The following is a 20,743-nucleotide window of genomic DNA, read 5'->3' as shown; positions in this document are numbered from 1 at the left end:
ACTATATTTTAATAGAATACTATTATCGAAATAAATGGATGCAATTCAAAATTTGCATATGAAGTATAGGGGTTTCCCTCTCATCAAATTATTGGACAATTAGAGGTTTTTAGTATGAGGTAAAGTATTACTAACCCCTTGAATTCCTGTGGAGAGCAGAGTTTACAGCCATAAACCTTTATAGAAGGCTTACCTAGTATAGGTGGTTCCTGGCCCGCAGTAACCCATCTTCTGTTTCGACTGCATTTGGCTAAGCGGTTTTCAACCCCTTCACACAGCAGTTCATCGGGGTTTTCCTTACTCCCCAGAGGCTGGCCGTTTCACCACTGCTACAAACCTCGTCGGCGGGTTTCTGCCCCCTAGTTACCTGGGGGGCCTCACCACCTCATATTCATCGGTTTGTAGCTGTATCGTTTCTGTGCCAGAGCCTAGGGTGTTACCCTAGCCCCTTGCGGGGCTCTGGTGCTGTGCGGAGGATGGTGTTTCCTCGGGGGTAGGCCCCGTAGCAGTCTGCGGGCCAGGAACCAAAGAGAAGTAGTTTTTATATAGCTATTATACTTTCATTATAATAACAACATGAGTTAAATCTATATTATATTGGTGGTGGAAAAATCTTTGTGAGAAATATTACAATTATGGGTGTTGCTATTGACAGGAATAGAATGAGGTAAGGATTCAATTTAACTTGTTCTTCAACCTCTTCATAGAATCTAATCAATCCTACATAGCTTGCTAGACCAGGTCCTGCTCTTTTTCTTCTCGATGACACAGTTTATAACCTCTCTATCGTCTAACATCTTTACTGTGCTCTGTTTAAAAGCTTTATAGAGTGACTGTACTTAGGTGAGGAAATGTAGATGATGGGTTATGCACAGAAGATAACGTAAATAGATATAGAAACTATGATAAAGTATTGGAGGGCTTGAGAAACAAAAGATTTATTTCGCTTGTTGATAAAGGATCTGGTGTTGTAATCAATGTTTTTAAAGGACTTAAAAATGACTATCTTGTATCGCCTTGTAGGCTGTGCACCTGTACCGATTTTTTGATTCATTTTGTCCAGGGTAGAAGAAGATATCCATGTTATCATGTCATTGGCTTCTATATAGCTTACAAAGAGCAAAAAGTAATCGTATTGGAGCTTGACAAGGATTTGATAAAGGACATTGTGTTGGAGATAGCTCTGCAAGGTTTCTCTAGAACATTAAGGAAGATCCTTAGATGATATACAAAATTAGTAAAGCTATTTAATATCCGAGTTTTTAACAAGAATTGGTGTCTCTTCGTGAAGTGGAGAGGTAGGGTATACGAAACAATAAAGAGAAGTGTCGATAAAGGGCTGAAACTTCACTTTACATTGATAGATCCAGAGAAGGTAACTAATCCCAAGGAGCTTTCAAACATCCTGAAAAAAGTTGTTGATGCAGGTACAGATGCCATTCTTGTTGGAGGAAGTCTCCAGGTATACATGGATGATGTTGAAAAAATTATAGAGGTCATCGAGGAGCTCGATGTGCCATCCATACTGTTCCCTGGGAGCCCAGCCGGTCTTGCAAGAAATGCTGACGCCATTCTATTTATATCATTGTTGAACTCTGACGACCCCTACTATATAATAGGTGCTCATGTTATGGCAGCGCCACTTATAAAAAGACTTGGTTTAGAGGTTCTTCCCACAGGCTATATAATCGTTGGCAATTGGGGCACATCTGTAAGTGTAGTTGGAAAGGCACGTCCAATACCATATGATAAACCTGGAATAGGTGTAGCTTATGCCCTAGCAGCAAAGTTCCTTGGAATGAAATTTGTGTATCTAGAAGCTGGGTCTGGAGCTCCACAGCCCGTGCCACAAAACTTTGTCGAGAAGGTCAAAAAAGCTATTGACGACACTATACTAATTGTCGGTGGTGGCATAAGGGATGCTGAAAAAGCGCTTGGCATCATAAATGCTGGGGCAGACATAATTGTTACAGGTACTATAGTCGAAGAAAAATTGGACGAGGCGCTAAAAATCATTAGTGCAATTAAAAAGAGGTAGCCAATTTAGTTCATGGGCTAATCGGCTATAGGAACAGTTTCCTTATGTTCTCCTCATACGGCTGTGTAACAACACCTTTTTCTGTTATTATACCTGTAACCAAGTCAGGTGGCGTTATGTCGAACGAGGGATTGAACACATCAACATCCTCTAACGTGATGTAGACTTTGTTCAACACTTTTCTAACTTCATTTGGATTCCTCTCCTCGATTTTCACATCCTCTACCCTAGATCTTAGGTCGAATGTTGATGTTGGTGCAGCGACATAGAACGGTATGCCATGTCTTTTTGCAGCTATTGCTATGGTATAGGTACCGATCTTGTTTATTACATGGCCGTCGCCAAGCACTCTATCTGCTCCAACAATAACTTTGCTCACCATTTTCTTATACATAACATATCCAACCATGTTATCTGTTATTAGTGTAACTGGGATCCCCTCTTTTTTCAGCTCCCACACTGTGAGTCGAGCACCTTGGAGCACAGGTCTTGTCTCTGTTGCTATAACCTTGATCTTCTTTCCCTTATACCAGGCAACCCTGATAACTGCTAGTGCTGTTCCAAAAGCTGATGTTGCCAATGCACCAGCGTTGCAGTGTGTTAGAATAGTATCTCCATCTTCTATGAGCTTCTCGCCAACTTCGCCAATTCTAATGTTTGTTTCAACATCCTCGTTATATATCTTCAGAGCCTCTTCAACAACAGCTTTCTTCAAATCATCTACACTAATGTACCCTCGTAGAAGCACCTTTTTAATTCTGTCCAAAGCCCAGAAGAGATTGTATGCCGTAGGCCTTGTTCTGCCAAGTCTCTCAACAGCTCTGAGACCCAGAAGCCTCAGCTCTTCAGCATTATTTGTATTAGCATTTACAATAGTCGCTGCAACAGCAAACGCTGCTGCCACGCCTATGGCTGGAGCGCCTCTGATCTCCATGGTTTCTATAGCCTTTGCTATTCTCTCATAATCACTACTTTCTTCGTATACCTCTTGATGAGGTAAAAGGTTTGTGTTGAGCCATCTAACACCTTTTCCGGTCCATTCAATTGCTTTGATTTTTATCGGATACATACATGCACCGAATGAGCACTATGAAAAAACATATTTAAACCTTGTTTACAAAGCACAATTCTAAACACTGTTAGATCATTTTCAAAGGGCTAGCGAAGCAATGTCTGCAAAAAAGAAAATTGTATTAAAGATTCTAGGAAATGGTGAAATAGTCATAGCTTCTGGTGATTTAAAGACAGAGAAGTTTATGCTCAGTGAGAAAGGTTTTGTTGACCCAGCCCTAGCATTCTACCTTGTTTACAGTGGCACGGCCGATGTAGTGGATGAAAGCAATACAAAGATCGATTTCGAGGAATTCGTAGAGAAAATTCAAAGCAGACTTAAAGGTTCTGTTTTCCTAGTTTTGATGGATTTGCTGAAGAGAGGAAAAAAGGTTTTGCCTGGACATTCTGAGAATGAGCTAGTTATAGTTGACGAGAAGGTGAATGTTCTTGTACTTGACGAGGACGCTATTGTCAGAGTTGATGATCTTTACAACGGTGTTGATAGAGCTATTAAACAGGGATACAAGCTAATTATAGCTGTTGTTGATATGTATGGTGATGTAACGTACTATGAGGTTTCAAAAATGTCTTTTCCAAAGATTGAAAGAGGCGGTGAATTCATTTGAAGGAGTTGCTAGAGCCTATACGTGGCTTTAGAGATTATGTCCCACCTGAGAGCGATGCAATAACATGGATTTGCGACAACTTCAAAGAGGTTGCTAGACTGTTTGGCTATAGAGAGGTGAAGACACCAACAGTAGAGAATTTCAAGCTTTTTGCACTGAAATCTGGTGAGGAGATAAGAAACTCTATGTATGTTTTCAAGGATAAGGGGGATAGGGAAGTTGCTCTAAGGCCAGAAGTCACACCAAGTGTTATAAGGGTTTATCTTAAAGAGCTGAGATCGTGGCCAAAACCCCTAAGACTATTCTATGTAGCTAATGTGTTTAGATATGACGAGCCCCAATATGGCAGATACAGGGAATTTACACAAGCTGGCGTAGAGATATTGGGTGGAGACGGCACTCACTATGATTCTGAGCTAATAGAGCTTCTAGAGGAGTTCTACCATAGGATAGGCCTCGCCAGAAGAGTCTACAAAGTAAACAATGTAGCAATATTCAAAAAGATTGCAAAAATAGCTAGGTTTACAGACGAGGAAACTGAGAGAATGCTGCATCTGCTCGACAAGGGAATGTTTCAAAATGTTGCAGGCATGTTTGAATCGAAGGGGTTTCCCAAATACAGCGAACTTGTAATGTTTCTAGCAAATGCATACAAGGAGGGCTACAACATAGATGGTGTTATAGCAAAGCTATCCGAGCTGAGGGTTTACGACGAGCTTAGAGAAGACATAGAGCTTCTAGCCAAATACATAGATATGGTTAAGGGAATCGGCGCCAATGTTGTTGTGGATCCTGGTTTCGCAAGAGGCATAGCATACTATACTAGCATCATATTCGAGGTACAGGTACCCGGCATGACAATCAGCATAGCTGGTGGTGGCAGATACGACAATCTAACAACAGTTTACGGAGGTGAGGAACTCTCTTCAACAGGTTTTGCAATAGGTGTTGAAAGAACTTTGCTAGCACTGCAAAACCTTGGAATAGACTTGGAAAAGCTTCTGCATAGACCATCCACATTATTTCTGCTACTAGATGAGTCGATTAGGAGAAACAGCAATTTGAATACCTTACTGAAGCAGTTGAGAGGTAGAGGTGTTGTGGTTCAGCTAGAGGTTTCGCCACCAGCAAAAATGAGTAGATGGCTTGAATACGCATCTAAAACAGGCTTCGACTATGTTGTTATAATAGGTAGGAAAGAGGCTGAGAAGGGCATGGCAGTTGTGAGAGATTTAAAGAGGTGGAGCCAGACTGAAGTTGATTTGAATCATCTAGTAGAGGTGCTTGGACATGAAACTAGGTGAGGTAGAGGAACCGTTTCTTTCAAAGGATATGAAGATAGAGGATTTAATTAATCTATATGCAAAGATACATGGCTTCATGGCTTCTCACCTGTTTGATGCGATAAACATTGTGAGGGAAATTAGGGACAAATGCGACGTCAGAGTAATATCATTTACAGGCAACATTGTTGCTACAGGTGTTAGAAGCATTATAGCTCAGCTAATCAAGGAGAAGATATTCAATGTTGTAATAACAACCTGTGGCACCATAGACCACGATATTGCGAAGAGTTTTGGCGGCAAGTATCTAAAGGGCTTTTTCGATGCAGACGACTCTGAGCTTCATAGAAGGGGCATCCATAGGCTGGGCAATGTTTTCATACCTGTGGATAGCTATGGCCCGCTCATTGAGAGAGTTACTCACAGATTCTTGCAAGAGATAACATTGCAGGAAAAATCGAGGGTATTTGGCGTGAGGGAACTTCTCCATGAGATTGGGAAGAGAATAAATGATGAGAGGTCTATACTGAGAAGCGCAGCAATTTCAAATGTGCCCATATATGTTCCAGGTTTTCTGGATGGGGCCTTTGGGACAGCGCTGCTAACATATTCTCAGTTCAACAAGCTTAACCTAGATGTGTTTAAAGATGAGAAGGAGCTAGCAGATATAGTATTCCATGCAAAGTGTATTGGAGCTCTAATAATCGGCGGTGGGATAAGCAAGCATCACACCCTTTGGTGGGCGCAGTTCCATGGAGGCCTAGACTATGTGGTTTATGTGACAACAGCTACCGAGTGGGATGGTTCTTTAAGTGGTGCAAGGCCTAAAGAGGCGATTACGTGGGGGAAGCTAAAGGAGAATGCTAAAAGTGTTGTTGTATATGCTGATGCCACGCTAGTGCTGCCTATAATAGCTTATGCAGCCCTCTATATGAGGTAGCATTTCAATTCTTTTTCTAAGTACCTTTGATATTATTGCTTATAATTTCTCTCATAGATAAATACAGTGATTTAGGCAGGTGCTGAGGCGCAGAATAAGAATGAGTGTTGCAGAGAAGTTTAGGAGTATAAGCCCTGCAGAATTTTTCTATCGAAACAAGGAGATAGCTGGTTTTGCAAATCCCGCTAGAGCACTGTACCAATCTGTTAGAGAGCTTGTTGAAAATGCTTTAGACGCTACAGATGCCCACGGCATTTTCCCAGACATCGCAATATCTATTGAGAGGGATCAGAATAAAGCCTATGTATATAGGATAACCGTTAAAGATAATGGGATCGGCATACCAGAGAACTACATACCCGACGCCTTTGGCAGGGTCTTGTTCAGCTCAAAATATGTTTTGAGGCAGACAAGAGGGCTTTTCGGCCTTGGCGCAAAGATGGTTGTTCTATATGGTCAGATAACTGTTGGCGAACCTGCAGAGATTGTGTCAGCAACAATCAATTCTAAAAAGATCTATAAATACAAAATAATGATAGACATTAAGGAGAACAAGCCAATCGTACTAGAGAGAAGCTGGTGGCAAAACAAAACCGGTTGGCATGGAACAATGGTGAAAGTAGCTGTTGAAGGGGATTGGAGCAAGGCAAGGCAAAAGGTTTTGGAGTATATTAAAAGAACAGCTATTGTATCGCCGTATGCTAACATAGTTTTTAGGAGTCCTGATGGAGAGATAAAGATATATCAAAGAGTTGCCAACATGTTGCCTCCGCCACCAAGAGAGGCAAAGCCACATCCACATGGAGTAGACCTCGAAATGCTGAAGGCGATGATAAGCGAAACAAAGGCTCAGACGCTTATCGAGTTCCTTTCAGACGAGTTCCAAGGTGTTGGCAGAGTACTTGCAGAGAGATTTGTTTCCACCTATGGATTCGACCCTAATATAAATCCAAAGGATCTTTCTAAAGATGATCTAGAAAAACTTGTTAGAGCATTGAAGGAGTTCAACGAGTTTAGAAAGCCTAGAGCAGACCATCTCTCACCCATAGGATCTGAGCTTATCAAAATAGGTCTAAACACCATCCTAAAGCCTGAGTTCACCGACGCCATCACTAGAAAGCCTGTTGTATATGAGGGACACTCTATGGTAGTTGAGGTTGGGATAGCATATGGAGGTGCTATAGAGCCTCTTGAAGAGCCAATGTTGCTGAGGTTCGCAAATAAAATACCGCTTCTATATGATGAGAAGAGCGATGTTGCTTGGAAAGTCATATCAGAGAATATTGATTGGAGTTACTATGACATAGTGTTCCCAGCTCCAATAGCCATTCTAGTCCATGTTTGTGGAACCAAGATACCTTACAAAGGTGTTGGCAAGGAAAGCATAGCTGAGGTTCCGGTGCTAGAGCACGAGATAGAGGAGGGGGTTAGATATGTTGCTAGATCCCTGAAACTGTATCTAGCCAAGAAACAGAAAGAGGAGGAAATGGCTAGAAAGGCGATAACATTGATAAAGTATATACCAGAAATTGCGCGAGCTCTAACAACATTTGCAAAAGCAAATCCAGAGCCTATTAAAGCTGAAGTGCTAGAGTCAAAGCTTTTCGACTTAGTTAAAAACAGGTTTAGAGACTCTCTAAAGAATATTTCATCGCCTAGAGATGTAGTGTTGTCACTTGAGTAGGGTGAGGGTAGATGTCTGAAGAACATGTAAAGAAATTCATGTCTTCTGTAGACATCAAGGCTAGAATAAGAGCGGCTGAGAAATTCAGCGAGGTTTTTGATAATGTGGTTAAAGCAGTTCTAGGTGGGGAAGAACCAAAGCTTGTAATACCAAAGAGGACGCTGTCAAATACTATATATGATAAGGAGAGGGGTTTGCTTCTACTTGGCCCAGCAACATTTGAGAGAAGCTTCCTAGATGTTAAAGAAGCGAGAAAGTTTATGCAAACACTTCTAATGGCTAAGATAATATACGATGCTCTTATAAACAATGAGTATCCAACTATAAGAGATCTGTTCTACAGAGGTAAGCACAGTATTAGGTATAGAGATCATAAAGGGAGAATTGAAGAGGAGAATACATGGGATGAGCAAAAAGAAAGCGATGCAGTTCTAAGGGATATAGAGGTTCTGGTTAATCTACTTAGAGAGGAGATGCTGATTCTAAGCAAGGAGAAGGGCAAGGTTGTCGGCGATATGAGGATTAGATCCGGAGATGATGTTATAGACCTTAGTAAAATGGGTCACGGAGCCTATGCGATAGAGCCAACACCAGATCTGATAGAGTTCATCGACGTTAATGCAGAGTTTGTGCTTGTTGTGGAGAAAGATGCTGTGTTCCAGCAACTACATAGAGCAGGTTTCTGGAGAAAGTATAAGGCAATACTTGTCACAAGCGCTGGGCAACCAGATAGAGCAACAAGAAGATTTGTAAGAAGACTAAACGAAGAGCTTAAGCTACCTATCTACATACTAACAGATGCAGATCCATATGGATGGTACATATACAGCGTGTTCAGAATAGGCTCAATAACGCTATCATATGAGAGCGAAAGGCTTGCAACACCAAAAGCAAAGTTCCTAGGCGTCAGCATGACGGATATATTTGGGGATAAAAACAAAAAGCCATATCTCTCAGATGCTGAGAGAAGAAACTTCATAATAAAAGCCAAGAAGACAGACATTAAAAGAGCGCAAGAGCTCTTGAACTATGAATGGTTCAAAACAGAAAAATGGACAAAAGAAATAAACATATTCCTACAAAAACAAAGCAAACTAGAAATAGAGGCTCTAACAGGGAAGGGACTGCACTTCCTAATGGACACATACATTCCAACAAAGATTCACACACAAGACTTCATAGAATAGAGTGTTAGTACAATAAAACTTTTAACCAGAAAAACAAATGATACTAATAACGGCAGAACGCCGCCGTAGCTCAGCTGGGAGAGCGCCCGTGAGCACCCGTGCATAATGCAAAACACTCAGAGCGGGTGCTCGGCGAAGCTGAAGACCGGGAAGTCGGGGGTTCAAGTCCCCCCGGCGGCATTTCTAACATATTCAAAGCGTAGGATAATGATGTAATATAGCGATAACCTTATTACTCCTAATAAACAGAAGTATTCTACAGCCAAAGCCTATGTGAGCCGGGGTGGCCGAGCGGTCTAAGGCGTCGGGCTGCAGCGGGCTTTTCCGGCAAAAACCGCCTGTCGAGACCCGATATTCCCCGGGTTCGAATCCCGGCCCCGGCTCCATTAAACCAAGAACATAGGTTTTTAACTATCTTGAATTAAAGCTTATAATACTCGCATAAAATTCAAATTAGTATAGCGTACAGGGCCCGTCGTCTAGTCTGGTAGGACGCCGCCCTGACGAGGCGGAGGTCCGGGGTTCAAATCCCCGCGGGCCCACCAAAGAATAGACTTTTATTTAACTTCTTTTAAAAGTATTTTATAAGCCGATACTACTTAATTAAATCTCTGGAAGATGCATGATTTGGCCGAGGCAAACGATGTTTATATTTTTATGACTGTTCCATCTTTCAAGGCTATTAGATATGCTGATGGGTTTTTGTATGCTCTAAAGCTAGTGAATGTAGTGGTTGCCTCGGTTTCTGGGGTAGAAACGGTGTTTATGGTCTTTTAGGATTGTTTAAGTCTTTTTGAGGCTATGGGGTAGGCTGGTGCTAGATGTTTGGAAAGCTTTTAAATCTTGGAGACTGCAAATCTAGTTGGTGACCCTCGGGTGTGTGAGGGTGGCTAACCGCCGTAGCCTGCCCGAGGGAGACCGTGATGAGCCTGAGGGTGGCTGTAAATAACCATAAAATATCCTGAACAACCGCTCTCAGGTAAACGGCTTGTGGCCAAACCATAGTGAGGATATCCAAGAAGAGTGCGAGGAGCCGAGATGGCTGTAGATGACCTCTAAAGAAAATAAAATCGTTGTCGGGTGAACAGCGATAGATCTCAGAAACGTTAAGTTTGTGCATCAGGCCAAAGCTTTTGTGTAAGATTGGGTAAACATGTTCACAGTATAATGTAGTTCTAGTGCATTGAGTTATATCTCATAGCTTCTATCGAGAACCTTTTTCTCAATTTTTTGTGCTTCTAACGATGATGCTATATAATCGAATGCTTTTTCTGGGTCTGTATGCGCACCACAACTATATACATCTACGGTTGCAAAACTGTGTTCAGGCCATGTGTGTATCGATATATGGCTTTCCAATACAATCCCCACAACACTAACTCCATTGCCTATTTTCCAAGACTTGATGTCGAGAAGAGTCATATTTCCGATTTTTGCAGCATTTTTCACTAGATTTATTAAATATGCTATGTTGGCTAGCTTTTCAGAATTACAGTTGTATAGATTGCCTGCCACGTGTCTGCCATGTATCAGCGTTAACCTCTTTGTAGCACTCATTTCTGTTCACCAAGAGCTATGTCTCTGAAGTATTTATAAGCTTTTCTATCAAAAATTAATTGAAGACCTTTAAAAACCCTATTTAAACTAGTTAATAACTCACTTAATTTTTACGAGCCCCCCTATAAAAATATGGTCTAGTCTATATTAAGCTAGTTTATGTCAAAAGTATTTAACAGCCTTTAGGAATGTAGTTATAGGTAAACAAGTACTATGGACAGCAAGATTTTATCTAATATTATGCAGTACATTAAGGATGATGATTTAAAGAAAAAAATATTGTCGTTGTCTGTTGAAGAGATCAAGGTTCTAGAATACTTTATTCAAAATATTTCTGTGGGTACATTAGTCGCTATAAGAGAATTGAAGTTTTTATATAGAATTAATGACCCGAAGGCTGTGATTAGGAAATTGATAGAGAAAGGATTGATTGAACAGGGATATGGTTGCTACTCTTTATCAAAAACACTTAGAGAGGTTCTCTACTCCATTATAGTTTCGGGTAGAGGATGATTTAAAGTAATTGACTACTTATCGCCATTCTTTGTCTACGTACAACTCTGAATCGACGTTCACTAACCTTTTTTAGATTTTCTTTTCCTAGCTCTTCTTTTTCTTTTCCTAGTCCTGCTTTTCTTCTTGCGTTTTGCTGTGCTTTCAAATATCTTGACCAAGTCATTTGATTTGATATGCTCTACACCCATACTAGTTACTATGATTAATCCTGTAAAGCTATCCAATATTTTTATTGGATTGAAAAAGGCGTATAAATTATCATGAGAAAAATCAATTGCAAATCCACTACTATAATCATCTTCCTTAATACTTGTCTCGCCCTCGCCAATATCCTTTAGAACAACGATTTTAAGAAGCCTCGCCAGATATGGAACAGGTATGATAAAGTAGCTTGGGTCTGTTTTGAGCTCTTTAAAAAATATTGTTGAATATATCTTATCATAATAATTGATAGTGGCTTTAACAACACCTTCTCGAAAGTCTTCTTCAAGTTTTGAATTAATCCAGGACTCAAATGTTTCATCGTTTTCTACGAACTTGTAGGCTACTTCCTCTTCTTCCAGAGCCTCTAGAGACTCTCCACATTTCTTTAGAACATATAATACAAAAAGCGGGGTTTCATATGGCTGGAAGCAGTATTTCTCTACAGCTATATCAACTGATTTCGTTTTACTCATTTCTTATAACCTATTTTCCTAAGAAACTCATATCTCTCGCGTTTCTCATTGGCATCCTCAACGCCTAGGGGTGTAAAACCATCGACTACCCCAATAACTCCTCTACCCTGATTTGTCTCTGCAACAATTACCTGTAGAGGATTTGCCGTAGCAACATATATTCTAACAACCTCTTGCACGTTCTTTAGAGCATTCAATACATTAATGGGCCACGCGTTCCTGATATAGAGTACAAATATATGTCCAGCCCCTATCTTCAAGGCAACATCTACAGCGAGTTTAACAAGCTCTTCATCATTTCCATCATATCTAACAAGTCTCTTTCCACTAGCCTCATTGAATGCTATCCCAAATCTTATATTAGGAACAGAGGTCACTAAAGCCTCGTATAGATCCTCCACGGTTTTAATAAAGTGGCTCTGACCTACAATAACATTTGCTCCATGTGGTATCGGAACATCTATAACCTCAATTTTTTTGATGGATGAGGACATAGCAACCTCACTATAGATACTATGGATAGAGTACACTGAAAAAGTTTACGTTCATAGTTATTCAACTTAGCATTGCATTAAATAGATGTATCACGTGTTTTGAGTTACTGACATAGAGGTGGTTGAACAAGCAGTAATTGACAACTATAGACAAAAGAACTATTAAAGGTGTAGCTAAAATATGAGTATAGCACCAATATTAAGCTACTTAATTGGTGTAAGGCTTTGGTGTACGCAAAGATATGCTTTAATGTGGTCGGCTCATATGCAAGTGTTGAACTATATAATGACGATGGAGCTTATGTAGATGGTGGCACATACAATAATGTAAAGTTTATTGAGATAAACGGCATTGTAAGAATTGATGTAAGTTCTATAGGCATGGGAAAAAATGTTATCTGCATGTTCGCTGAGAATGTGAAAAAATGGAATTTTACCGAAGGTGTATTAAAGATTGGGTAAAATTCAATTCAAAATTGAAGACACACGAAGCAATACCGGAAAGCATAGAAGGATTGCAAAAATATTTATTGTTAATGATAAAGGGGATATAGTGCCGCCAAAGATTACCAACTCTTGGAAGTGTAGAGGCCTGTACACAAGAGGCGAAAGCAGATGTGCTAACATTGATTTAGAAAATGGCTTTTTTGCTGTATTACTTGAATTAACTATAAACTGGCGGAAGAAAGTGAGGGGCTATATTTCCATAGTAAACCACGATGGTTTGGAATTGCTTAAGACCAAATACGTGAATGGAAAGCTAAGATATGTTTCTGGAAAAAAGGATATGATTAATTTAATTAGCAATGTGCTGAAAAATATTGAGGCTGAGCTGAAGTGAGTGCAGTTGAAATTGTTAGAGCAATTGAAAAAACTGTTAAACAGTATGGTTTCCTCATCGCACCTATGGAAAGCGGAAATAGAATAGTGGATTACTTAAGAAAATCCAATTTGATACATTTATTTAGAGTAAATAAAATTAATGATTTTATTGTACTAGAATTCAATGTTTTATCTTGTAACCATGAGTGCAATACTCAGTGCCATAACCATAATGGCTACAGAGATAACGAGTGTTTTACAGAATGTGTTTATGCCTGTAGAGAAGAAAGGTTTAGAACCTTAATGGATAAGATAGAAGAGTTATCTTAGAATAGATGCGATAACAGCTTTTGCTGTATGCAACCTATTTTCTGCTTGTTGCCATACAACAGAGTTTTGGGATTCTATAACCTCTTCAGTTACCTCCTCACCTCTGTGTGCAGGAAGACAATGCATGAATATGTAATCTTTTTTGGCATAGGACACAAGCTCTCTGTTGACTTGATACTCCTTTAGGTCTCTAATTCTCTTATCTCTCTCAATTTCCTGGCCCATACTGACCCATACATCAGTGTATATCACATCAGCATCTTTAACAGCTTCTACTGGGTTTCTCACTATTGCAATGTAACCACCACTTCTCTCAGCATAATTCTTAGCTATGCTGTATAGCCTAGTATCTGGTTCGTATCCCACTGGGGTGGCTATGTATATAGAGCCTCCAAGCATGGTAACCGCCAGCATTAGGCTGTGTGCAACATTGTCTCTACCATCGCCTACAAAAGCCACTTTAACCTTTCTCATATCCTTTTTGAACTCTAGTATTGTCATTACATCAGCTAGTGCTTGAAGTGGGTGTTCAAAGTCGCTTAAAGCATTTATCACAGGGATTTTAGCGTATTCTGCTAGCTCTAAAAGTGATTTATGGCTATAAACCCTGGCTGCAATGCCATCAACATATCTTTCTAACACCCTTGCCATATCTTTTATGGGTTCTCCTCTTGCAAGTTGTAGTTCTTGGGATGATAGGTAGAGGGATCGCCCACCAAGCTGCTCTACAGCAACCTGTAGACTTACCCTAGTTCTTGTACTGTGCTTCTCAAATATCAACGCCATAATCTTTCCATTCAATATATCTAGATATCTTAACCCATTATAGTAAAGCTCTTTGAGCTTGAAGCTCAAATCTATTAATGATTTTAGCTCCTCTACAGAAAGATCCGTTATAGATAGCAAATCTCTGTTACGCAGACTATCTACAAACATGATGCACACCTAGCAACACTCAGCAGATTATTTTCTAAACCACATATCTAAACTTGTTGTAGTTGATTTTATAAATTCTTTATACCCTTTTTCAAGTCTTTTAATAGCGTTTTCAACTCTATCTGGCGAAAAGTCGTGTTCCTTGACCAGGATCTGAATAATCCTATTTCTATCTGGTTCTCTCCACTCAATATTAACATTTTCGTTTACTGGGGGGTTAAGGAAATAGGCCTTTATTTTCAAAGGATCTTCAGGAAACCTTGCTTGGGGAATATATTTCAATGCTTTTTCTAGGGATCCATGCATTCTAATCATTTGTAACGCTGTCTTAGGTCCTATTCCTTCAACCCCATCTGGATTATAATCTGTTCCCATCAATATAGCTATATCTATTAACTGCTCCCTCGTTATCCCTAGAGCTCTGAGTAGAGTGTCTAACTCTATTATCTCTGGTTTTATCTCAATATATATGTCTTTGCCTGGAAGTTTTCTCTTACCCGATATTGTAAGGTTTCTTACCAGCCTTGGACTACCAAAAAGAAGAGAGTCGTAGTCCTGGCTTGCAGCTGCCCAACACAAACCCTTCTTAGCTAAGTATGCAGCCTGTGCCTCTCCCTCCTCTAATGCTTGGACATATGGTATGCCCATAGCCTCTAAAAGCTCTTTTGCATCCCTAACCATATCACTCTCAAGACTCACAGATTGGATGACATATTTTGCAGCCTCCTCAACAGCTCCCTCTTCATATGCTTTCTCTGCTAGCCTCTGTGCCTTTTCCTTTCTCAATCTCCTTCTCTCTAGCTCGGCTCTCTTAAGTTCTGGAGGTTTACCATCAAATACATAAACAGGTTTTATGCCGTTTTCAACCAGGTTTATAGTTCTGTAGAAAAGACCGCTTAGATGACTCGTTATTCTCGATTTCGAATCCATTAGTGGTGTTCCATCTGGCTGTCTTATGGCAGCCAGAAACTGATATAGAGCATTATAGGCATCAAGTGCAATAATTCTTCTTGCAAGTTGCCTTAGATCAGTTATTTCGGTTCTGCAATTAGGTGGTATTAGATCTTTTAGATTAACACCCATGTCAAATTTCCAAAAACTTTTTGTGTATGAGAGATTTAAAACTTATTGTGATATAATCTTTCTTGTGGATGGTTTGGGTGTGACTATTAAACTATCCTTCTGCTTTCTGGCGTCTACAAAACCCTCAATTTCTAGATACATTATTAGATTCAGCAGCTCATTGTATGAGATTTCAGTCTCTTTTTTTAATAGCTCTAGCAATTCCTTATCTTCAGCTTTACCATTCTCCTTTACGAATTCTAGTATTTTTTGCTGCATTCTTCTCTTTGTCAACATCTATGTCTACTCCCTATTATGCACCCACTCTCGTAACATATATGACTTCCACGTTGTCTATATCATCAACGCTTTTTATTATTTCCTCAAGATTTTCTGTACCGCCTTCAATGTCTTCAGGCAATATGAAGTATAGATCAAGTGCTTTATACCCAAAAGCTATTTCAACAGGCTCCCACTTCATTAAAGCATATACTGTCTCTTTAATCTTCAGCTGGATTTTCTCAATGATTCTTGTGAAATCCTCCATAACTTCTTTTGGATAAGCTCTTACAACAACTACAACATTGCCTGGCATGGTCTACTCACCCAGCTAAGGCCCTTCGAAACCACAGTTAGGACATTTGTAGGGGACAGCCATTGTTCTACACTTATAGCATCTCCATATAACAACACCTCCACAGTTTGGACATTTAAAGCTAACAGCCTTCTCATCAGGTGCTATAGGCTTTTTACAGCTCGAGCATATTCTTATACCGGCTATTTCATGAAGCACAATTTTTGTGGTAGCTACTGCCAGTATTATTCACCTTAGTTTAATGGAATTCACTACCAATTGAATTTGACCAGCGCAGATTTAAAAGCCTATTAATTCTTTCGTAGCAGTAACAAACCATATGTGGATACTGAAATGAGTGAGATAAAGCAAGTCATTGTTGTTAGAACTGATATAAAAATGGGGAAAGGAAAACTGGCTACACAAGTAGCTCACGCCGCTGTTGAAGCCGTTCTGCAATGTCTTGAGAAAAAACCTTGTAGAGATATAATTGCTGAATGGAGGAGACAGGGTCAGAAGAAGATAGTCGTCAAGGTTAAAAGCCTAGAGGAGCTACTGAACTTGAAAAGAGTTGCAGATGAACTTGGGATAACTACAGTTCTAATAGCTGATGCAGGATTAACCCAGTTGCCACCAGGAACCATAACAGCATTGGGGTTAGGGCCTGCACCAGCTGAGATCATTGATAAGGTTACTGGAAACCTACCATTGTTGTAATAAATGGATATTTGGAGGCGTTCTCATTGAACTTTTTAACAACTTCCTTGCTGGATATTTTACTTGGCTTACAAGTTTACACATATCCAAACATATCTACGCGTTCGGAATCGCTTGGAGGTATATTTGTTTGGATAGAAAGGCCAGAGGGTTTTGTGGTTACGGAGAATGTGAATCTGATCAATCTTAAGGAGGTTTTCGATAGATTATCTAAAAGTCCTATGCAAATTGATAGAGATGCGAATAACAGGTACTGTGTTTATGTAGCTAAAAAGCAGAACATCGATTCGATGTCCCTAGGGTATCTTTTGAAATCTAGCCTTAATTGCAATGATTTTGAGGTACTGGGCCTAAAAGATGCCTATGCTATAGCCTATCAGGCTGTGGTATTATCTGGGTGCAGAAAACATGAAAGTAGCGTCAAAATGATTTCTAGTTCTGCCATCATAGAGGCATATCTATGGTTTTGCAGCCTATCAAGACCATTTTTAATGCACAATTCAAATAAATTTGATATAAAGATAGCCTTAGATCCGCATGCCGCTTTAGACGATTTAATAAGAGCCATTAACACTCTTAAGGATCATGATTATCAGTTTCTAAACTTTTTTGGCTATCAAAGATTCGGATCCAGAAGACCCATTACTCATATCCTTGGCAAGGCTCTTATCAAGGAAGATTTTGAATTGTTTCTCAAAGTTTTATGCAAGAGCCCTCCAAAAAAATCAGCTATGTTATATAGGAGTTTGGAGGATCGGCTATGCCGAGCAGATAATCATCGTATTGATGAAGAGTTGAAAAATTTGTTAAAAGACCCCATGTACAACAGAATTATAAGGTTTTTTGTGAATGCATATCAAGCCTATTTATTCAATAGATTGCTTTCAAAAGTATGGCTTAATGTTGTAGAGCTACATAATGTTAGGGATGGGTTGCATGTACTGAGAAGAGAATTTAGATACCTTCCTTTGCCTGGCTACAATGTCCATGTTGGTGAGAACGTTAAAAGGTTTTTTGATGAGATTGTAGAGATAGAGGGTATAGATCTGAAAATGTTCTGCCAAAATAAACTAGAGGGGCTATGTTTCTACGGAGATTACAGAGAGTCTGTTACAAAAGCTTTTGACTTTGACTACAAAATAGAAAGCAATGTAATTTCACTTAGCTTTAGTCTTTCTCCAGGATCTTATGCTACACTATTGTTGAGAGAGGTAATGAGATGTAATCCCCTATTATATACCTAGGGGGTCAACCTCTTTTTGTCTCTTGGGAACAGCGTAACTTCCTTAACATTACTTCTACCGGTGAGCATAAGCATTAGTCTTGAGTAGCCCAGGCCCCATCCAGCGTGGGGAGGCATTCCATAGTCAAACCACTTTATGAAGAAGCTAAAGCTATCAACATTTAATCCACGTTCTTTTAGCGCCTCTATTAACTGGTCCTTTCTATGTATTCTAGAGCTGCCAGAGGCCAGCTCTAGATGCTTCCATATCAAATCGAAACTTTCGCTATACATGGGGTCATCATCCTTCGGTTTTGTGTAAAAGGCTCTTACTTTAGTTGGGAACTCTACAATGAAATATAGCGGAGATTCTATAGACTCGCTTAAAATTCTCAAATGAGTTGTTGACAGGTCTTCACCGGGCTCCACGTAAACTCCTTTATCTCTAAGCATTTTAATGGCATCAACGTATTTTATTCTTGGCAAAGGCAGAGAAATATTTGGCAATTCATAGTTTAATATCTTGAGATCATCCTCATTCTCTTCTTTGACAGCTTTTACAATCTCGTAAACAACATTTTCAAGGATTTTCATAACATCTTCGTAGTTCATGAATGCAGCTTCTATATCTATGCTTATGAACTCTGCCAGATGATATGGGGTATCACTTTCCTCAGCTCGCCATGCAGGAGCTATTTCAAACACCCTTTCAAGCGATGCTGCCAAAAGCTCTTTGTAAAGCTGCGGACTTTGAGCCAGAAAAGCTTCTTTCCCGAAGTATATTACTGGAAATAGGCTTGCACCACCTTCTGTGGCAGAAGCTATGATTTTTGGTGTAAAAACCTCTACAAATCCATATTCTCGCAGCACTTCTCTAACAGTCTTTAATACTGTATCACCTATTCTAACAATCGATCTCATCTCAGCTCTTCTCAGATCTAGAACTCTTTCTCTAAGTCTTGTATCGATATCGGCAGGAACCTTACCACTTACATCAAGTGGTAGAGGCTTCTTTGCCACATTTAGCAACTTAATCTCGTATGGGACTATCTCAACACCTCTAGGCGCCCTAGGATCCTCTTTAACAAGACCCCTTACTTGAACAACAGATTCAAAAGTAAGTTCTTCAGCGATATCCAATAATTCTTTCGATGCACTATCCTTTGATATGGTAACCTGTACGATCCCACTAAAATCTCTGACAACTATGAATTTCTTTCCTCCAAGATCCCTTATCTGGTGAACCCATCCCGCTATCACAACATCTTTTCCGCTGAACTCCTTCGTAATATTGCCGCACATAACATTCTTGTATTTGGTTTCCATGGCGTGGCTACCTGAGTGCATTACATTAAGTCTATAACCACCAATAAAATATTTTTATAAAATTTTCAAAAACGAATACACAAAAAGCTAGATGTATTATAAGGATAGTGGATTTAAGGCTAGTTAAATAAAAAGGGATTGTATAGCAGAGGTATATAAACCTTGGCAAATTGTGTATACTGTTAAAAAGATGATGATAGACGCAGGCCTAATGGATTAAAGATGATGGGACCCCTTTGGCTGATCTACATAGTATTCACATTTACGCTTTTTAACCAGCATTTCATTATAAGTAGATTACGTAATATGGTGGGCCGGTAGCTCAGCTGGAAGAGCGCTCGGTTGGCATCCGAGAGGTCCCGGGTTCAAATCCCGGCCGGTCCACCAAAAATTCTTTCGGTAGTCCCTCACTGCATATATAATCTCACAGAAAAATGTCTCTCTTGTAGTATTGTAAGGTCTGTTTTATGAATGATGATAGAAAGAGGATTGCAATATTAATTGCTAAAATAATCAATGATATTAATTTGGTGAAAAACCTATCAGTTGACTCTATGGAGTTTAAGATTATTGTCCAAAAACTGGGCTACCTACTTCAAAGAATTGGTGGCATTGACTATGGATTCAAATTTGGATGGTTGTCTAGGGGCCCTTATTCAAGAGGACTTCAAAACTATTATCATTATGTTGCGCAATATTTGAATGCTACCTGTACTAATTCGTTGAATGAGGTAGAAGCTGTAGCAGTTCAGAGAGTTGAAAATCTGCTAACTGATGTTAAAAATGCTTTAGGTTCAATAGATCACTATGCACTAGAGCTTATTGCGAGCCTAGTTATGTTGTGTTCTGATGTCTATCCAGCTCCAGATGATGTTGTCGAGGAGCTGGCAAGGAGAAAGAACGTGTCTTCAGATATAGCTAAGCAGCTATTCAGCATTGTGAAGAAATATGGTATTTGCATATAGGCTTACTTAGCTGTTAAGCAAGAGCAAGTAATACAAGTAATACTAGAGTATTATATTTGCTGGTGCAAGGTTTTGCATAAGTATAGAAGCAAGATTTTGAATAGCGCTGGCGCAAAGAAGATCTACGACGAAGTTCATGGCTACATAGATCTAACAGAAGTTGAACTCAAAATTGTTGATACACCCTATTTTCAGAGACTTAGATATGTAAAGCAACTAGCAGTGGCATGGTATGTCTATCCTGGCGCAACTCATACAAGATTTAGTCATAGTATTGGCGCAACTCATTTGATGGGTTTAGTAGCAGAAAAACTTGCAGAACTAGGCTATATACATTCATTTGACGATGTTCAGATGCTTAGATTGTCTGCACTTCTCCACGATATAGGGCATACACCGTTTAGCCATGCTATTGAGCCCTTTTACAAAGATTTGCTTGGCCTAGGCCATGAAGAAATCACTAGGATGATTATATTGGAGAGCGAAATTAGGGATATTCTTGACTATTTTGGCTATGACCCAAAAACAATTACGGCTGTGATAGAGGGTAGATATAGAGAGCCTATATATAATCAGCTTTTATCTAGCGATATAGATGTTGATAGAATGGACTATCTAATAAGAGATGCTATACATACTGGTGTAACCTATGGGATAATAGATCTGCAAAGAATAATATCTACACTTGTTGTGGATGGCGATGGGAATATAGCTATATTGGATAAGGGTATAGA

General features: G+C 39.6%; 27 protein-coding genes, 4 tRNA genes and 1 other RNA gene. 20 read left to right on the top strand and 12 right to left on the bottom strand.

Annotated features, from left to right (window positions below):
* Positions 1 to 208 precede the first annotated feature (208 nt).
* Together rnpB and QW284_02110 are read right to left on the bottom strand one after the other, a co-directional pair.
* Positions 209 to 522, bottom strand: an RNA gene (gene rnpB, locus QW284_02115) — RNase P RNA component.
* Between the two features lie 70 nt (positions 523 to 592).
* Positions 593 to 769, bottom strand: a complete 177-nt coding sequence (locus tag QW284_02110; GenBank protein MEM0338465.1) for a preprotein translocase subunit Sec61beta — start codon at positions 767 to 769, stop codon at positions 593 to 595.
* Between the two features lie 153 nt (positions 770 to 922).
* On the opposite strand from QW284_02110, the gene QW284_02105 reads away from it, so the two are divergent.
* Positions 923 to 1,225, top strand: coding sequence for a hypothetical protein (locus tag QW284_02105; GenBank protein ID MEM0338464.1), 303 nt, complete (start codon positions 923 to 925; stop codon positions 1,223 to 1,225).
* A gap of 60 nt (positions 1,226 to 1,285) precedes the next feature.
* Positions 1,286 to 2,038, top strand: a complete 753-nt coding sequence (locus tag QW284_02100) for a geranylgeranylglyceryl/heptaprenylglyceryl phosphate synthase (protein MEM0338463.1) — start codon at positions 1,286 to 1,288, stop codon at positions 2,036 to 2,038.
* Positions 2,039 to 2,063: 25 nt separating this feature from the next.
* Here the strand turns inward: QW284_02100 and mtnA are convergent, their stop codons facing one another.
* A complete protein-coding gene (gene mtnA / locus QW284_02095; GenBank protein ID MEM0338462.1) occupies positions 2,064 to 3,107 on the bottom strand; it encodes an S-methyl-5-thioribose-1-phosphate isomerase in 1,044 nt (347 codons plus the stop codon).
* A gap of 100 nt (positions 3,108 to 3,207) precedes the next feature.
* Between mtnA and QW284_02090 the strand changes: the two genes are divergently transcribed.
* From QW284_02090 to QW284_02050, 9 genes are all read left to right on the top strand, one after another.
* On the top strand, positions 3,208 to 3,717 hold the full coding sequence (locus QW284_02090; protein MEM0338461.1) for a hypothetical protein: 510 nt from the start codon (positions 3,208 to 3,210) through the stop codon (positions 3,715 to 3,717).
* Entirely contained in the window at positions 3,714 to 5,021 is a 1,308-nt protein-coding gene (gene hisS, locus QW284_02085; GenBank protein MEM0338460.1) for a histidine--tRNA ligase, read from the top strand. The genes QW284_02090 and hisS overlap by 4 nt, the downstream gene beginning before the upstream one ends.
* Positions 5,008 to 5,940 (top strand): deoxyhypusine synthase, encoded by a 933-nt coding sequence (locus QW284_02080; protein MEM0338459.1) that lies wholly within the window; start codon positions 5,008 to 5,010, stop codon positions 5,938 to 5,940. Before hisS ends, QW284_02080 begins: the two co-directional genes overlap by 14 nt.
* A gap of 100 nt (positions 5,941 to 6,040) precedes the next feature.
* The gene (locus tag QW284_02075; protein ID MEM0338458.1) at positions 6,041 to 7,624 is read left to right on the top strand and encodes a DNA topoisomerase VI subunit B; all 1,584 of its coding nucleotides are present in this window, start codon (positions 6,041 to 6,043) and stop codon (positions 7,622 to 7,624) included.
* Positions 7,625 to 7,635: 11 nt separating this feature from the next.
* Entirely contained in the window at positions 7,636 to 8,811 is a 1,176-nt protein-coding gene (locus QW284_02070; protein MEM0338457.1) for a DNA topoisomerase IV subunit A, read from the top strand.
* A 59-nt stretch (positions 8,812 to 8,870) separates the two neighbouring features.
* Positions 8,871 to 8,991: transfer RNA gene (locus QW284_02065), tRNA-Phe, on the top strand.
* A gap of 97 nt (positions 8,992 to 9,088) precedes the next feature.
* A tRNA-Cys gene (locus QW284_02060) sits at positions 9,089 to 9,197 on the top strand.
* Positions 9,198 to 9,279: 82 nt separating this feature from the next.
* Positions 9,280 to 9,356 (top strand) — tRNA-Val (locus QW284_02055).
* Between the two features lie 82 nt (positions 9,357 to 9,438).
* Positions 9,439 to 9,588: a hypothetical protein gene (locus QW284_02050; protein MEM0338456.1), complete on the top strand. Its 150-nt coding sequence runs from the start codon at positions 9,439 to 9,441 to the stop codon at positions 9,586 to 9,588.
* 411 nt (positions 9,589 to 9,999) lie between these two features.
* Here QW284_02050 and speD read toward each other — a convergent pair whose 3' ends face one another.
* Positions 10,000 to 10,368 (bottom strand): adenosylmethionine decarboxylase, encoded by a 369-nt coding sequence (gene speD / locus QW284_02045; protein ID MEM0338455.1) that lies wholly within the window; start codon positions 10,366 to 10,368, stop codon positions 10,000 to 10,002.
* Positions 10,369 to 10,581: 213 nt separating this feature from the next.
* On the opposite strand from speD, the gene QW284_02040 reads away from it, so the two are divergent.
* Entirely contained in the window at positions 10,582 to 10,881 is a 300-nt protein-coding gene (locus tag QW284_02040; protein ID MEM0338454.1) for a hypothetical protein, read from the top strand.
* Positions 10,882 to 10,943: 62 nt separating this feature from the next.
* Here the strand turns inward: QW284_02040 and QW284_02035 are convergent, their stop codons facing one another.
* The gene (locus QW284_02035) at positions 10,944 to 11,561 is read right to left on the bottom strand and encodes a hypothetical protein (protein ID MEM0338453.1); all 618 of its coding nucleotides are present in this window, start codon (positions 11,559 to 11,561) and stop codon (positions 10,944 to 10,946) included.
* Entirely contained in the window at positions 11,558 to 12,055 is a 498-nt protein-coding gene (locus tag QW284_02030; protein ID MEM0338452.1) for an adenosine-specific kinase, read from the bottom strand. The genes QW284_02035 and QW284_02030 overlap by 4 nt, the downstream gene beginning before the upstream one ends.
* Before the next feature lie 225 nt (positions 12,056 to 12,280).
* On the opposite strand from QW284_02030, the gene QW284_02025 reads away from it, so the two are divergent.
* The 3 genes from QW284_02025 to QW284_02015 are packed head-to-tail and all read left to right on the top strand — an operon-like array spanning position 12,281 to position 13,207.
* Complete coding sequence (locus QW284_02025) at positions 12,281 to 12,517, top strand: hypothetical protein (protein ID MEM0338451.1); 237 nt, start codon at positions 12,281 to 12,283, stop codon at positions 12,515 to 12,517.
* Positions 12,510 to 12,896: a hypothetical protein gene (locus tag QW284_02020; protein MEM0338450.1), complete on the top strand. Its 387-nt coding sequence runs from the start codon at positions 12,510 to 12,512 to the stop codon at positions 12,894 to 12,896. The genes QW284_02025 and QW284_02020 overlap by 8 nt, the downstream gene beginning before the upstream one ends.
* Complete coding sequence (locus QW284_02015; protein ID MEM0338449.1) at positions 12,893 to 13,207, top strand: hypothetical protein; 315 nt, start codon at positions 12,893 to 12,895, stop codon at positions 13,205 to 13,207. The genes QW284_02020 and QW284_02015 overlap by 4 nt, the downstream gene beginning before the upstream one ends.
* On the opposite strand, the gene argF is transcribed toward QW284_02015, so the two are convergent.
* Genes argF through QW284_01990 form a run of 5 tightly spaced genes read right to left on the bottom strand, consistent with a single transcriptional unit; the run spans position 13,199 to position 15,998 of the window.
* Positions 13,199 to 14,143 (bottom strand): ornithine carbamoyltransferase, encoded by a 945-nt coding sequence (argF, locus tag QW284_02010; GenBank protein MEM0338448.1) that lies wholly within the window; start codon positions 14,141 to 14,143, stop codon positions 13,199 to 13,201. The genes QW284_02015 and argF overlap by 9 nt on opposite strands.
* Before the next feature lie 27 nt (positions 14,144 to 14,170).
* On the bottom strand, positions 14,171 to 15,226 hold the full coding sequence (fen, locus tag QW284_02005; GenBank protein MEM0338447.1) for a flap endonuclease-1: 1,056 nt from the start codon (positions 15,224 to 15,226) through the stop codon (positions 14,171 to 14,173).
* 42 nt (positions 15,227 to 15,268) lie between these two features.
* Positions 15,269 to 15,502, bottom strand: coding sequence for a hypothetical protein (locus tag QW284_02000; GenBank protein MEM0338446.1), 234 nt, complete (start codon positions 15,500 to 15,502; stop codon positions 15,269 to 15,271).
* Positions 15,503 to 15,518: 16 nt separating this feature from the next.
* Positions 15,519 to 15,800 carry an elongation factor 1-beta gene (locus QW284_01995; GenBank protein ID MEM0338445.1) on the bottom strand — a complete coding sequence of 94 codons (282 nt, stop codon included), beginning with the start codon at positions 15,798 to 15,800 and terminating at the stop codon, positions 15,519 to 15,521.
* Positions 15,801 to 15,815: 15 nt separating this feature from the next.
* On the bottom strand, positions 15,816 to 15,998 hold the full coding sequence (locus tag QW284_01990; protein MEM0338444.1) for a zinc finger domain-containing protein: 183 nt from the start codon (positions 15,996 to 15,998) through the stop codon (positions 15,816 to 15,818).
* A gap of 135 nt (positions 15,999 to 16,133) precedes the next feature.
* Here QW284_01990 and pth2 point away from each other — a divergent pair, with 135 nt between their 5' ends.
* Positions 16,134 to 16,496, top strand: coding sequence for a peptidyl-tRNA hydrolase Pth2 (pth2, locus tag QW284_01985; GenBank protein ID MEM0338443.1), 363 nt, complete (start codon positions 16,134 to 16,136; stop codon positions 16,494 to 16,496).
* Positions 16,497 to 16,522: 26 nt separating this feature from the next.
* On the top strand, positions 16,523 to 17,740 hold the full coding sequence (gene truD / locus QW284_01980; GenBank protein MEM0338442.1) for a tRNA pseudouridine(13) synthase TruD: 1,218 nt from the start codon (positions 16,523 to 16,525) through the stop codon (positions 17,738 to 17,740).
* Here the strand turns inward: truD and aspS are convergent.
* Positions 17,737 to 19,044, bottom strand: coding sequence for an aspartate--tRNA(Asn) ligase (aspS, locus tag QW284_01975; protein MEM0338441.1), 1,308 nt, complete (start codon positions 19,042 to 19,044; stop codon positions 17,737 to 17,739). The two genes, truD and aspS, sit on opposite strands and share 4 nt — an antisense overlap.
* A gap of 311 nt (positions 19,045 to 19,355) precedes the next feature.
* On the opposite strand from aspS, the gene QW284_01970 reads away from it, so the two are divergent.
* From QW284_01970 to QW284_01960, 3 genes are all read left to right on the top strand, one after another.
* Positions 19,356 to 19,431, top strand: a tRNA-Ala gene (locus QW284_01970).
* A gap of 80 nt (positions 19,432 to 19,511) precedes the next feature.
* Positions 19,512 to 20,009, top strand: coding sequence for a hypothetical protein (locus tag QW284_01965; protein ID MEM0338440.1), 498 nt, complete (start codon positions 19,512 to 19,514; stop codon positions 20,007 to 20,009).
* A 72-nt stretch (positions 20,010 to 20,081) separates the two neighbouring features.
* On the top strand, positions 20,082 to 20,743 hold a 662-nt coding region (locus QW284_01960), incomplete at its 3' end, for an HD domain-containing protein (protein MEM0338439.1).

This window comes from Ignisphaera sp., assembly GCA_038735125.1.
Lineage (GTDB): Archaea > Thermoproteota > Thermoprotei_A > Sulfolobales > Ignisphaeraceae > Ignisphaera.
Note: the sequence above shows the minus strand (reverse complement) of the source record. Positions and strands in the feature narration are given on the sequence as shown.

Bases quoted from the DNA above. Each gene is read 5' to 3' on its own strand.
- mtnA (MEM0338462.1), bottom strand. From the start codon at position 3,107: ATGTATCCGATAAAAATCAAAGCAATTGAATGGACCGGAAAAGGTGTT.
- QW284_02090 (MEM0338461.1), top strand. From the start codon at position 3,208: ATGTCTGCAAAAAAGAAAATTGTATTAAAGATTCTAGGAAATGGTGAA.
- QW284_02080 (MEM0338459.1), top strand. From the start codon at position 5,008: ATGAAACTAGGTGAGGTAGAGGAACCGTTTCTTTCAAAGGATATGAAG.
- QW284_02075 (MEM0338458.1), top strand. From the start codon at position 6,041: ATGAGTGTTGCAGAGAAGTTTAGGAGTATAAGCCCTGCAGAATTTTTC.
- QW284_02070 (MEM0338457.1), top strand. From the start codon at position 7,636: ATGTCTGAAGAACATGTAAAGAAATTCATGTCTTCTGTAGACATCAAG.
- speD (MEM0338455.1), bottom strand. From the start codon at position 10,368: ATGAGTGCTACAAAGAGGTTAACGCTGATACATGGCAGACACGTGGCA.
- QW284_02040 (MEM0338454.1), top strand. From the start codon at position 10,582: ATGGACAGCAAGATTTTATCTAATATTATGCAGTACATTAAGGATGAT.
- QW284_02035 (MEM0338453.1), bottom strand. From the start codon at position 11,561: ATGAGTAAAACGAAATCAGTTGATATAGCTGTAGAGAAATACTGCTTC.
- QW284_02030 (MEM0338452.1), bottom strand. From the start codon at position 12,055: ATGTCCTCATCCATCAAAAAAATTGAGGTTATAGATGTTCCGATACCA.
- argF (MEM0338448.1), bottom strand. From the start codon at position 14,143: ATGTTTGTAGATAGTCTGCGTAACAGAGATTTGCTATCTATAACGGAT.
- fen (MEM0338447.1), bottom strand. From the start codon at position 15,226: ATGGGTGTTAATCTAAAAGATCTAATACCACCTAATTGCAGAACCGAA.
- QW284_02000 (MEM0338446.1), bottom strand. From the start codon at position 15,502: ATGTTGACAAAGAGAAGAATGCAGCAAAAAATACTAGAATTCGTAAAG.
- QW284_01995 (MEM0338445.1), bottom strand. From the start codon at position 15,800: ATGCCAGGCAATGTTGTAGTTGTTGTAAGAGCTTATCCAAAAGAAGTT.
- pth2 (MEM0338443.1), top strand. From the start codon at position 16,134: ATGAGTGAGATAAAGCAAGTCATTGTTGTTAGAACTGATATAAAAATG.
- aspS (MEM0338441.1), bottom strand. From the start codon at position 19,044: ATGGAAACCAAATACAAGAATGTTATGTGCGGCAATATTACGAAGGAG.
- QW284_01965 (MEM0338440.1), top strand. From the start codon at position 19,512: ATGAATGATGATAGAAAGAGGATTGCAATATTAATTGCTAAAATAATC.